The organism is Sporosarcina ureilytica, from assembly GCF_001753205.1.
In the GTDB taxonomy this organism is placed as follows: domain Bacteria; phylum Bacillota; class Bacilli; order Bacillales_A; family Planococcaceae; genus Sporosarcina; species Sporosarcina ureilytica.
Window position 1 is genome coordinate 1069158 of the sequence record NZ_CP017560.1, and the last position, 12166, is coordinate 1081323.

Annotated in this window: 13 protein-coding genes and 1 riboswitch; of the genes, 7 read left to right on the forward strand and 6 right to left on the reverse strand. The window is 37.6% G+C overall.

Annotated elements, in window-relative coordinates; all coding sequences use genetic code 11:
* Nucleotides 1-89: 89 nt before the first annotated feature.
* Complete coding sequence (locus tag BI350_RS05475; protein ID WP_075527177.1) at nt 90-1082, forward strand: LLM class flavin-dependent oxidoreductase; 993 nt, start codon at nt 90-92, stop codon at nt 1080-1082.
* Between the two features lie 85 nt (nt 1083-1167).
* Here BI350_RS05475 and BI350_RS05480 read toward each other — a convergent pair whose 3' ends face one another.
* From BI350_RS05480 to BI350_RS05505, 6 genes are all read right to left on the reverse strand, one after another.
* A complete protein-coding gene (locus BI350_RS05480) occupies nt 1168-2148 on the reverse strand; it encodes an ABC transporter substrate-binding protein (RefSeq protein ID WP_245698301.1) in 981 nt (326 codons plus the stop codon).
* Nucleotides 2145-2885, reverse strand: coding sequence for an ABC transporter permease (locus BI350_RS05485; protein ID WP_075527178.1), 741 nt, complete (start codon nt 2883-2885; stop codon nt 2145-2147). The genes BI350_RS05480 and BI350_RS05485 overlap by 4 nt, the downstream gene beginning before the upstream one ends.
* Nucleotides 2882-3631, reverse strand: coding sequence for an ABC transporter ATP-binding protein (locus BI350_RS05490; RefSeq protein WP_075527179.1), 750 nt, complete (start codon nt 3629-3631; stop codon nt 2882-2884). Before BI350_RS05490 ends, BI350_RS05485 begins: the two co-directional genes overlap by 4 nt.
* On the reverse strand, nt 3618-4310 hold the full coding sequence (tenA, locus tag BI350_RS05495; RefSeq protein WP_075529247.1) for a thiaminase II: 693 nt from the start codon (nt 4308-4310) through the stop codon (nt 3618-3620). The genes BI350_RS05490 and tenA overlap by 14 nt, the downstream gene beginning before the upstream one ends.
* A gap of 105 nt (nt 4311-4415) precedes the next feature.
* Nucleotides 4416-4521: riboswitch (TPP riboswitch) on the reverse strand.
* 145 nt (nt 4522-4666) lie between these two features.
* Nucleotides 4667-5173 carry an isoprenylcysteine carboxyl methyltransferase family protein gene (locus tag BI350_RS05500; protein WP_075529249.1) on the reverse strand — a complete coding sequence of 169 codons (507 nt, stop codon included), beginning with the start codon at nt 5171-5173 and terminating at the stop codon, nt 4667-4669.
* A 28-nt stretch (nt 5174-5201) separates the two neighbouring features.
* The gene (locus BI350_RS05505) at nt 5202-6278 is read right to left on the reverse strand and encodes a type III polyketide synthase (protein ID WP_075527180.1); all 1077 of its coding nucleotides are present in this window, start codon (nt 6276-6278) and stop codon (nt 5202-5204) included.
* 199 nt (nt 6279-6477) lie between these two features.
* Here BI350_RS05505 and BI350_RS05510 point away from each other — a divergent pair, with 199 nt between their 5' ends.
* From BI350_RS05510 to BI350_RS05540, 6 genes are all read left to right on the forward strand, one after another.
* Nucleotides 6478-6930 (forward strand): YaiI/YqxD family protein, encoded by a 453-nt coding sequence (locus BI350_RS05510; protein WP_075527181.1) that lies wholly within the window; start codon nt 6478-6480, stop codon nt 6928-6930.
* Between the two features lie 324 nt (nt 6931-7254).
* Nucleotides 7255-8232 (forward strand): proline dehydrogenase family protein, encoded by a 978-nt coding sequence (locus BI350_RS05515; protein ID WP_075527182.1) that lies wholly within the window; start codon nt 7255-7257, stop codon nt 8230-8232.
* 162 nt (nt 8233-8394) lie between these two features.
* Entirely contained in the window at nt 8395-9777 is a 1383-nt protein-coding gene (locus tag BI350_RS05520) for a leucyl aminopeptidase family protein (protein ID WP_075527183.1), read from the forward strand.
* 67 nt (nt 9778-9844) lie between these two features.
* Entirely contained in the window at nt 9845-10186 is a 342-nt protein-coding gene (locus tag BI350_RS05525; RefSeq protein WP_075527184.1) for a DUF3221 domain-containing protein, read from the forward strand.
* A gap of 867 nt (nt 10187-11053) precedes the next feature.
* The gene (locus BI350_RS05535) at nt 11054-11530 is read left to right on the forward strand and encodes a hypothetical protein (RefSeq protein ID WP_075527185.1); all 477 of its coding nucleotides are present in this window, start codon (nt 11054-11056) and stop codon (nt 11528-11530) included.
* Nucleotides 11531-11709: 179 nt separating this feature from the next.
* The gene (locus BI350_RS05540) at nt 11710-12132 is read left to right on the forward strand and encodes a hypothetical protein (protein WP_075527186.1); all 423 of its coding nucleotides are present in this window, start codon (nt 11710-11712) and stop codon (nt 12130-12132) included.
* Nucleotides 12133-12166: the final 34 nt, after the last annotated feature.

Below are 12166 nucleotides of genomic sequence, written 5' to 3' on the forward strand. Positions count from 1 at the left end.
GTGTTTCGATTAGGGAGAGCAATCGTATTATGGATTCAGCACGGATTATGATAGAAAGTGGTAATGGATTGTAGAAAGGATGTTTAGAAATGAGATTAAGCGTATTAGACCAAGCGCCGATTACAAAAGGACATACAGCACCAGAGGCATTAAAATATGCGGAAGAGTTAGCGATATTAACAGATGAACTCGGTTATTACCGAATGTGGATGGCGGAGCATCACAGTACAAATACTTTTGCAAGTTCTGCACCTGAAGTGACAGCTGCACATTTGGCTGCCAAAACAAAACGAATTCGTATCGGAACAGGCGGCGTTATGATGATGCATTATTCCCCGTTAAAATTAGCAGAAGTGTTTAAAACATTAAGTGCACTCTCACCGGGGCGCATTGATTTTGGTGTTGGACGTGCGCCAGGCGGAGATAATCATTCAATTTATGCCCTTTCTGAAGGACGCCAACCAATGATGCATAATATGTATGAGAAATTTGAAACGGCATTAGCGCTTATAAACGACGAAGTGCCCAAAGACGATTTGTATCATCGAACGATTGCGACCCCTTCTCAAGTTGAATTGCCGGAAGCATGGTTACTTGGTTCAACAGGAAACAGTGCCATTCAAGCGGGGCGTATGGGCGTCGGGTATTCATTTGCACAATTTTTTATGGGTGGCATGACAAAAGAAATTTTAGATACCTATCGAAAAAACTTTGAACCTACTGTATTTATGGAGAAACCGGAGATCAAAGTAACGTATATGGTCACAACGGCTGAAACAAAGGAAGAGGCTGAGTACGAGGCATTACCGCAAGACATTTGGCGACTATTGTTTACCAAAGGGCAAATCGGCCAAACGATGACGCCTGAAGAAGCCGCAAACTTTCCATTAACAGAAATGGATCGTATGACTATCCAAGAAAATCGTCAAATCCACATAGTTGGAGCTGCTAAAGAAGTTGCGGCTAAATTGCGAGAGGAACAGGCGTATTACGGATTTGATGAAGCAATGATTTGCAGCATCCCGCATAGTCAAGAAAAGCGGTTGGAAGTGTATCGTTTGTTGGCGAGGGAATTGTTTTAGAAAAGCAGATTCAACATAGTAAAAATAAAGAAAATCGTTGAAAAGAAATCCTTTCAACGATTTTTTAAATATATATTTTTAATTACTACTCTTCCATATTCACAAAAATACCGTCCAAGTTCGCTTCTTGCGTAAGTAACCCTGCTTTAGTCATCCAGTCTGCAGTGACTTCCCATACTTCCGCATCTTGATGGCCAAACTTTCCATTTGTATTCATCTTCGGCAGGAGGATGGATAAAGATTCTTTCTCGACTTCTTCAATTAGAGGGAAATTCGCTTTATCTTGGTGTTTCAATAAAGTGGCAAGCGCCTCATCTGGATTGGTTTCCATGTCATCAAATGCTTTTCTAGCTGCACGCCAAAATGCTTCGATATTCTTTTGTTCTTTAGCCCAAGTGTCATCACTCGTTACAACTACAAGTTCGTAAAACGAGGGCACCCCAAAATCTGTTGGGTCTAAGTGACCAGGTTGATAGCCTTCATATTCAAGCATCGGAAATTCATGGTTAATGTACATACCGACCGCTGCATCTGCTTTTTCTGATACGATAGATGAACTTAATTCGAATCCAACATCTACCATCGTCACCGAATTAAAATCTGCACCATCTGTTTCCATCATTGTTTGTACCATCGCCTCATTAAGAGGGATTCCAGTAAAACCAATCGTTTTGCCTTCAAAATCTTTCGGAGACTTAATGCCGGTATCTTTTAAAAATCCGACATGATTAAGTGGAGATTGAACGAGCACGCCGACAGATTTAACTGCGATATCTTGTTCTGTTTTCGCAATGATGACATCTGGTTGGTAGGTGATGCCCATCGTTACTTTTCCAGCAGCTGCTAAATTAATCGGGTCTGTTGGATTTGCCGGGAACTGAATATCCAACTCAATGCCTTCCTCTTCAAAATAACCTTTTTCTTCAGCTACATAAAGAAAACTATGTACAGCATTCGGATACCAATCGAGCATAATGCTCACTTTTTCCGTGTCATCTCTTTTATTACAAGCACTTAGGACGAATAAAATCATGATGCTACATAAAAATAGTTTAATGTTTTTCAACTCTTAGTCCTCCAATTTAACATACGTTTTTCAAAGTAAGTCACACAAAGAAATAATAAAATGCCAACAAAGGTTAAAACGAAAATCGGTGCAAATACGGCTGCCCCGTCAAATTGCGTCATCATGCGCCGGCTAAAATAACCAAGTCCAGCTTGTGCACCTAACCATTCCCCAATAGCTGCACCGATCACGCTCAAGGTCACCGCAACTTTTAATCCTGAGAAAAAGTGGGGGAGTGCCATCGGAATTGAATATTTGAAAAATATATCCTTTTTCGTAGCGCCCATTGTGAAAAATAATTCCTCGTTATCCTTTTTTCCAGATGACAGTCCATCAAAGGTATTTACGGTGATTGGGAAAAATGTGATCAATACAGCAACAGCTACTTTACTCCAAATTGTGTAGCCAAACCATAAAACAAAAATGGGGGCTAGCGCAATAACGGGTACCATTTGAGAGGCAATTAAAATTGGATAAATCGCTCTTTGCACACTTGAATTTAAAGACATCCAAATTGCAATTGCTGTGCCTAATAGGATTGAAAGCGTTAGACCCATGACGATAGATAATAAAGTTATGGGTAAATGATCTAGAAAAAGAACTTCTTTTAATTCCCATAGTCGAATAAATATTTGCAAAGGGGACGGGAGAATAAATGCTTTATCAATGATTCTTGCACTTATTTCCCACAACACTAGGAATACCCCCACAATAAAAAATGAGGCAGTATTTTTCATAAAGCGACCTCACTTTGAAGTGTGCTAAGTAAACGGTCCTTCAATGCCAACATTTCAGGACGATTTAAATCATTTCGCGTACGTTTACCTTGTAATGGCACGAAGATTTCTTCAACGTCGGTCACAGGTTTATTTTTCAATAAGAAAATTCTGTCCGATAGAAAGAGTGCTTCCTCCACATCATGCGTAATGAATAGTATCGTAGATTGTCTTTTTTTCCATTGCACTAGTAACCATTCTTGCATGGATAATTTCGTAATTGCATCAAGGGCAGAAAAAGGTTCGTCTAATAACAGAAGTGGATTTCCTGATAGAACAGCGCGCAAAAATGCAACGCGCTGTTTCATCCCACCGGATAATTCAGATGGATATTTATCCTCCGTACCTTCCAAGCCAAATTCTTTTAGTAATGGGCGTATTTGTTGATAGGCTATCTGTTTATCAACCCCATTAATTTCAAGCGGTAAATAGGCGTTTTCCAAAATCGTTCGCCATGGCAGAAGTAAATCTTGTTGGGGCATATACGCTACTTTCCCAAGCCTGTCCCCATTTTTATTTCCCTCAAGTGTAATGTCACCAGTCAACGGACGGTCGAGACCAGTAACAAGACGGAATATCGTACTTTTTCCAGAACCGCTTACACCGACGATGGAAATAAATTCACCTGGCTGAACAGAAAATGAAAGGTTATCTAGTATTTTACTTTTTTCGTCATAGCCAAACGAAACATTGTTAAATGCCAACATCAGCAGTCTCAGCACCTGGCCACATTTGCTTGTTGTTCGCCATATCCCAGAACATATATTCAAATCGTGTCGTATTTAAAAAGATCTCTTCTAGTTTTTGCAGTTCATGTTCAGGTTTACCTTCTGCCACTTCATTCATCAAGTCAATGCACCAACTTGCCAGTTCACCAAAGGCTTCTGAAGAATACATACGTATCCAGTCGCCATATAATGGGTGGTCTGCTGCACCTGGGATATCATTTAACTCTTTTCCGATTTCCCAATAACTCCAAGCACACGGTAAAACAGCAGCAACAACTTCTGCAAGTGTCCCTTTTTGACTGACGTGTAGCATGTAATGTGTATAGGCCAGGACAATTGGAGAAGGTTTTGCGTTCTCAAGTTCTTCTTCTGAAATGCCAAATCGCTCAGCATATTTTCGGTGAAGCGCCATTTCCGTATTCAATGTCCCTTCAAGTAGACCAGCGAATTTCCCCATTGTTTCAACATCGTCTGCTTTCACAGCGCCAATCGCGAATACTTTTGAGTAATCAATTAAATATAAGTAATCCTGTACCATGTAAAAACGAAAGTTATCTTGATTAACAGTTCCATCGCCAATTCCTTTTACAAACGGATGATTATGATTCTGTCTCCAAATTGGTAATGTTTTCTCATGCAGGCGGTCAGTAAATTTCATTTCATACCCACTCCCTTTTAATTTTTCCAATTAAAAAATCCACTCCTTGAAGAAGAAGTGGATTGTAGACAGTCAGATTTTCCCAGAAAATAGACGGGTCGAATTTATACGTCTGCACCTCTTCCTTACGCCAGTATTACCTGGTTCAAGTTAAAAGGGTTTAGGCATTCGCCAGTCTCAGCTCTTTTTTCGAGCACCCCTAGTGGTGGATCTTATGAAATTGGATTCAACTAAGTATAAGCATAGAAAAATAGGAAGGTCAAATTATTGATTGGAAATAGGTGGAAAGTCACATGTAGTGCTCCAATATGTCAAAGCAACTTACCTTGATATCCCCCAATTTCTAATTTCCACTTTTAATGAAAGGCATCACTGTAATTCGTCAATTCTCTCAAAGCTTTTTCTTCAATTGGAATGCGAATGGATAACATCCAAATATTTAATAATGTGAAGATAATGGCTGTAAAATAAGCGTTAAATAAAAGCGGTAAAGTTAATAATTCGAGTGCAACGATTAAGTAATTTGGGTGCCGTAAAAATTTGTAGGGACCTTTTTTTACCACATTCACGTTTGGAAGAATCATTATTTTTGTATTCCAAAACTTACCTAATGAAAATAAACACCAAAATCTGCCTACTTGTGCAAGAAGGAAAAGTATCAGAAAAAATCCCCATAAAGGGGAGAGTGTTCGTTCAAATAGAATGACTTCTAAAATGAAAATGATAAAAAATGAACTATGAAGTAGAATCATGAGTGGATAATGAGATGCTCCGACTTCATAGCCGCCTTGCTGAACAATCCACTTTTCATTTTCTTTTGCAACGAGTAATTCAATAAGCCTTTGCGTGATAACAATCAGCATTAATATTGTTAAAAACAAATATGACCCCTCATTCCCATTTTAATAATAATAGTTCGCCACAAAAACCGGGCCCTAGCGCTGCCATTAAACCGTAGTCTTGAGAAGCCGGTTCGTTTTCGATAAAGCGTTCTAGTACATATAGAATTGTAGGAGATGACATATTTCCATGTTCACTTAATATTTCTCGAGAAATGTTTGTTTTTGACGGTGGAAAATGAAGCGCATTTTCATATGCTTCTAGCACTTTTTTTCCGCCTGGATGAGCGATGAAATGCGTAATGTCGTCATTTGTTAATTCGTAATCGTCAAGAAATTCATGTACAAAAGGTCCGAGCCATTTTGTAATAATGCTTGGTATGCTCTTAGAAAAGATCACGTGAAAACCACTGTTTTTAACATGCCATCCCATCACACCTTCAGAGTGGGGCATGAATTTTGAAGCTGTGCCAATTATTTTAGGAGACGCGTGACGAGTTTTAATAGTAGATTGTTCACCTGAAATTAGTGCGCATGCGATACCATCTGCAAACAACGAGGCCCCGACGAGATTGCTTTTTGAGTAATCCTCTTTTTGGAAAGTTAAGCTACAAAACTCTATTGATAACACGAGAACATTTGCAGTAGGGAAAGCACGGCAAAATTCGTAGGCTCGACTTACACCAGCGGCACCACCCGCACAGCCAAGTCCCCAAATTGGGATACGTTTCGTATCATCACGAAATGGTAGTTTATTCATGATTCGGGCTTCGATACTAGGTGTTGCAATGCCGCTACTGGAAATATAAAAAATGGCATCTATTTCCGAAGGATGAATAGTTCTTTGTAAGCGGTTATCTTCTAGACATTTTTGAATCGCTTGGACACCAAAATGTACAGCGTGTTCGATATACAAATGATTTCGTTCTTCAAAGTCATGTTCATGTTTAAACCAATCAATTGGCATACATAGATAACGATTGTTAATTTCACCGTTATCAAAGACTTTTAATAGCCGTTCAATATTTTTAAACTTGTCTTTAAACAGGGTACGTGTTAATTCGACAGCATCAGTTTGCTTAATGGCGAAGGGCGGATTGACAGTATTGACCGATAGTATAGTTGGCATAGGCACCCCCGGAAAATAGTTATAGTTTAATTGTATGATGCATGTCTAACGGTCATGAATCCTGTACGTTGGCGTAATTAGCCGAACCGTGTTTAAATCATTCCCATCTTCGCGACCGCAACATCGCTTTACATTCCAAATCAAAACGGTATATTTAACTGTAAACATGAATATTAATATCAAAAGGGGGCGGATCTTTATGCCTGCAATATTCGTAGACGCGGATGCCTGTCCTGTTGTTAATGAAACAATTCAAGTGGCCCGTGAATTTAATATGAATTGTACGTTAATATGCGATACTGCGCATGAAATTCATCGAGAAGGCGCCGAAACCATTATCGTTTCTAAAGGGGCGGATGCAGTCGATTTTGTCCTCGTGAATCGCGTGCGAAAAAATGATATTGTCATCACCCAAGATTATGGATTAGCAGCAATGGTACTAGCCAAACAAGGACATCCTATTGATCAAAATGGCCGACTGTATACGGAAGAAAATATTGACCAACTGCTCTATGCACGCCATCAAGCACAAAAAATCCGAATGAGCGGTGGTCGATTACGCGGACCCAAAAAGCGCTCGAAAGAAAACAATATTCGATTTGCAAAAAGTTTGACGCAACTTTGCGAACGGCTATTGGAACATGATAAATAATGGCTGGGTAGGACCGATATCAAGTTCACCTTCTCCACCACCTATTTCATCAGAAATTATGAAGCAAGTAGGGGGAAATCATAAAGTTCTGCTAGTCGAAACGTCCGACTAGCAGAACTTTTTCGGGTTAGGAGAATATAAAGATTAAACATGCATCTACAGTAGATGCATGATTGAACGATAGATTTGACGAATCATGACGAAAATGAAGAATATTATCAAAAAAAGATGAAAAAAACGGCTGTTCCATGTAAAATAGATATATGGATTTCTTTAGTAAGTTAAAAGAATTTTCAATATCATATTATAGTAAGGGGTATCATCATGACTATCGTAAGAGATTTCTTTATCGGGTTATCCCAAAATGAACTATTAAACAGTGCTGCTAAGAAGTATGGCTTAAAGATGGGTGCACAAAGCGTCGTTGCTGGGACGAATGTTGCTGAAACAATGGAAAGTATTAAAAAGCTAAATGCACAAGGAATGTCCTGTACGATTGATAACCTTGGCGAGTTTGTTTTTGAAAAAGATGAAGCATTAGAAGCAAAAGGTAATATACTAGAAGTCATTGAAGCGATCCACACGCATGAAGTCGATGCGCATATTTCATTAAAACCATCACAACTCGGTTTGGATATTGATTATGATTTTTGTTTTGAGAATTTAGAAGCAATTGTAAGCGCTGCCCATAACTATGGTATTTTCGTTAATTTTGATATGGAAGACTACCCACGTTTACAAGCATCATTTGATATTGTCGAAGAACTTTCGAAAAAATACGATAACGTTGGTACGGTTATTCAAGCATATTTTTACCGTGCAGAGGAAGACCTCAATAAATATAAAGACTTTCGTTTACGTATTGTAAAAGGTGCGTACAAAGAGTCTGATGAAGTAGCATATCAAGACAAAGCGGATATCGATGCGAACTACATAAAACTGATTGAGTGGCATTTATTAAATGGCAAATTTACATCGATTGCAACACATGACCATCATGTCATTAATCATGTAAAACAGTTTGTTAAAAATCATAGTATTTCGAACGATAAGTTTGAATTCCAAATGCTGTACGGATTTAGAACAGATATGCAACAGGAACTTGTAAGAGAAGGTTACAACTTCTGTACATATGTTCCATTTGGGAATGACTGGTATGGCTATTTCATGCGTCGTCTTGCAGAACGCCCGCAAAACTTAAACCTAGTTGCAAAGCAAGTGTTTAATAAGAAAACGAATACAATGATTGGCCTTGCCGCGGGGGCGTTCATTTTAGGTCGCCTTACTAAAAAAGATAAATAAGAAATAGATTAGCTTTTTGGATGGAGATTACCATTCAAAAAGCTTTTTTAGGTGAAAGGTAATATGGATTTTTTAAATTCGATATTGGAAGATAATTCTCGCAAGTGGTATGATAGATAAGGAAATTCTAAGAATTATACATATCATGATGGGGGAATAAAGATGTCAAGCAACGTAAAAGTAATTTTTCAATCGAACTCACTTATTGAAGACAATGAAATAGTCAAAAACTATGTGGAAAATAGTCCTTCTGCACATTGTTCAGTTTTATTAGAAGGCACACACTACATTGTGATTAAAGAAAAATCCTCCTATACAACAGAGAAAATTCGTTCCATTGCGGGGGGAATTGCAAGAGATTTGAGCAGTCGGAAAGTAGTCACTGCGTTAATTTCAGCGACAGATCTAATTGATGAATTTGAAAATATAGAGAAAGCAGACGTTCTTACTGCTTTCGTTGAAGGTTGGGAGTTAGGAGCCTATCAATTTGTCACATATAAACCAAGTGCTGAATCATTTAAAACAGCATTAGACTTTGAAGAAGGTGACGATGTTGAATCCGCGGTTACGGCAGGTAAAATTCGTGCGGAATCAATGGCTTTCTCACGTGATCTAATGAATGAAGTATCAAACGTCTTAAATCCACAAACATTTCCAGAAGTATTAAAAAAGCAATTTGAAGGCACAGATGTTGAAGTAAATGTGCTAGATAAAGCGAAAATCGAAGAAATGGAAATGAATGGTGTTTTAACAGTTGGACGAGGCAGTCAATATGATCCATCTTTCGTTGAACTTGTGTACAAAGGTGATGAAACAAAACCGCTCGTTGCACTAGTTGGAAAAGGAGTTACGTTCGATACTGGTGGCATTAGCCTGAAGAGCGGAAGAGATTTAAGTGATATGCGTATGGATATGGGCGGGGCAGCAGCGGTTGCTGGTGCGATGACGTTACTTGCAAAGTCAGAAGCGAAAGTAAATGTCGTTGTCTTAATTCCAATGGTTGAAAATGCGCCGGATAATACGTCTGTATATCCTGGTGAAGTAATCTCTTATAAGAATGGTAAAACAGTGCAAGTTGGGAACACGGATGCAGAAGGGCGCCTCATTTTAGCAGATGCATTAATTCGCGCGGGTGAATTGAATGCGGAGTACATCATCAATATTGCGACGTTAACAGGTGCTGTTGTAAACGCACTTGGCACAGAATTAGGCGGAGTCTTTGGTGACGAAGAACTTGCTGCAGAAATAAAAAAAATCGGCGATCAAAACGGCGATTATGTATGGCCAATGCCGCTAGTTGAAGCGTATGACAGTTCATTGGATAGCGATTATGCAGATATGAACAATATTAGTTCATTAAGTAGCGCGGGTTCAATTACTGCTGGTTTATTCCTTCGTCGTTTTGTTCCGGAAAATAGTAAGTGGTTGCACGTCGATATGGCGGGTGTAATGGAAAAGAATAAAGCATCCGGCTATTATGCAAAATCGGCAACAGGTTATGGTGCGCGTCTGTTAGCTGATTTTACGACATTTGTATCTAAGTAATTTGAGAAGTGCTCAGTCATATGGCTGGGCATTTTTTTGCAAAAAATTAGTGTGAAGGGGGCTTACTGTGAGGTTTTTGATTGCGATTAGCATGATGTTTTTTCTAATGGGTTGTTCAGGTATGAATTCTGCAGATCAATTGGATGATGATTCGGATGGTTTAACAGCCTATCATGAGGATAAATATTTCGATGCATTCGTACTCTCAAAAGGAATCAACACTTTTACGGTTGTCGATGATATAGACAATAAAAGTGGGGAAATGATTGTCTCAATGGCGGAGGAAACAGATAAATCTAGTGTAAGAACGCTAAAGAAAAATGATAAAGTTAGAATTTGGTATGATTTAATTTTAGAATCTTATCCTGCTAAAACGAGGGCATATCGTGTAGAGGTGCTTGAGGAATGATTGATGATCATCCAAAAGAGCAAAGGCTATTACAGTAATGGGCTCGAAAAATTGGAAGAAAACGTTAAAAAGTACGGAAGATGGGGCGTCAATTCAATCTTGAATTGAAGTCCTATATTTATTTTGAGTTTCCCTGTTAAATATTTCAGGAATAATTTAATATACCTAAAGAAACAAATTTTTTTGTGTTAGAATAGGTTGATGAGATTACAGATTCTTCAACAAACGGGCCATTTAATAGCACAAGGCGTATTAAAGTAAAGAGAAATCCTGGTTACTGGGGAATAAATTACCGATAAACAAGACCACACTATTTTGAGATAATCAAAAGAAAATAATTAATATTACCGTGGTGATAATGTGAAGAAAATCCCTTCAAAACTAAATTTTATTTTGTTTTATACAATGTTTGTAGTAAGTACGGGTATTACCTTTTATATTGTATACAGAGATATTGATAATTCATTTTCTTTTAAATTCCTCGTTGGCTATGTGATTTTTCTTTTTCTATATCTTGTTTATTTCATTATTGCGACCGTAATCAATATAAGAAAATTAAGATGGTTTGATATTGGAAAAAGATTGTATAGATTTATTGCTTCTTTTGTTTGCCTTAGTGGGACGAGTATCATTTATTATTATTTTTTTAAATCAACAGAAATAGATTATTATCGGGTTTTTTCTCCTGCTTTGGGTATATCCTTAGGTATATCTTTTTTTGATTTAGCCTTTTCTAACAAGAAAAATGAAGATTAATACTCTGTTCAGCTAAAGGGTGCTTTAACGGAAAAATAAACATCCGATTTTCATTATCAGGCCTTTAAACGGAGTAAGAATTAGGGAACGGACAGAAGGGAATCGTGAAATATGGAAACAAATCTTTTATTCTATGAAATTCAAAAAGGTACTGTTACAACCCGTGATTATGTAAATTGGTCTTACGGTTTATTGATCAACGGAATATCATCGCCTTCCCTGAAGATTCTTTCCTCATGTTCATTTGATGATAATTTATTTGAAATTGAGTCTTACTTTAAACGGTCATTAAAGGAATTGGCAATAAAGGAACCGACATTTGAAGCATGTGCAAAGGCCCGTATTGTTTTTTTAGCAAAAAAAATAGTGAAAGCTGATGATCACAAGGAAATTTCTAATTTAGCCGACATGATTTTTCGAGTTGTTGCTATTGAGTTGGATAATTCAGATGATTTGTTCCCTTGGATCGAAATAAGTGAACTGATTGATAGGCTTGATTATGATGTTAGATGTATTACGTTGAATAAGAGAGACGTAATATCAAAAATAAAAAATGAGGCAAGGTTGTTACATAGTTTGGATCATTAACATTTCTAATTTATTTTTTTGGTGTTCCAGAAACGGGCGCAATTCTTGAAGAAGGATTTGCGTCCTTTCCACAAAATGTCCAGTTAATTGAAGATAAAAAGTGTATAAACTAGTATATCTAAGATTGTTGTAACTCCTTTATATACCAAATCATATAAAAGGTAAAAGGAGGTATTTAGATGAAACGTTTTATGTATTATTTTGTCTGGGTTCTATTTATTGGTATCATCAGTTATTTAGGCAGCCAATATTATCTGAGTTTAAAATCCCTTGCTCATGGAATGTTTGATAGCAACTTATTCATTATATATAGTCTTGTGTTTCCTGTTATTATTGGGATGCTATTAAAGCTACCCGGATTGATTAAAGACATTAAGCAACAGAAAAAATGGACATTCGATTGGGTGAAATTATTAGCAATTGGCGCCCCAACTTTTTTTATCGTAACTTCTCCTGTTTGGATTTATACCATTTGGACTTATACCTCACTTGGCAAACATTCAATATTCGCAGATTTTTTAAGAGTAACAATTAGTACCCCATTCACGACGGCAGCAGGTATAGTACTTGGATATTGCTTGTTGGATATTCTGAAAAGGTAAAACACTTTTAATTGCCAGGTATGCTTGTGTTGAA

Coding starts and splice junctions, on each gene's coding strand:
- BI350_RS05475 (WP_075527177.1), top strand. CDS start 90: ATGAGATTAAGCGTATTAGACCAAGCGCCGATTACAAAAGGACATACA.
- BI350_RS05485 (WP_075527178.1), bottom strand. CDS start 2,885: ATGAAAAATACTGCCTCATTTTTTATTGTGGGGGTATTCCTAGTGTTG.
- BI350_RS05490 (WP_075527179.1), bottom strand. CDS start 3,631: ATGTTGGCATTTAACAATGTTTCGTTTGGCTATGACGAAAAAAGTAAA.
- tenA (WP_075529247.1), bottom strand. CDS start 4,310: ATGAAATTTACTGACCGCCTGCATGAGAAAACATTACCAATTTGGAGA.
- BI350_RS05500 (WP_075529249.1), bottom strand. CDS start 5,173: ATGCTGATTGTTATCACGCAAAGGCTTATTGAATTACTCGTTGCAAAA.
- BI350_RS05505 (WP_075527180.1), bottom strand. CDS start 6,278: ATGCCAACTATACTATCGGTCAATACTGTCAATCCGCCCTTCGCCATT.
- BI350_RS05510 (WP_075527181.1), top strand. CDS start 6,478: ATGCCTGCAATATTCGTAGACGCGGATGCCTGTCCTGTTGTTAATGAA.
- BI350_RS05515 (WP_075527182.1), top strand. CDS start 7,255: ATGACTATCGTAAGAGATTTCTTTATCGGGTTATCCCAAAATGAACTA.
- BI350_RS05520 (WP_075527183.1), top strand. CDS start 8,395: ATGTCAAGCAACGTAAAAGTAATTTTTCAATCGAACTCACTTATTGAA.
- BI350_RS05535 (WP_075527185.1), top strand. CDS start 11,054: ATGGAAACAAATCTTTTATTCTATGAAATTCAAAAAGGTACTGTTACA.
- BI350_RS05540 (WP_075527186.1), top strand. CDS start 11,710: ATGAAACGTTTTATGTATTATTTTGTCTGGGTTCTATTTATTGGTATC.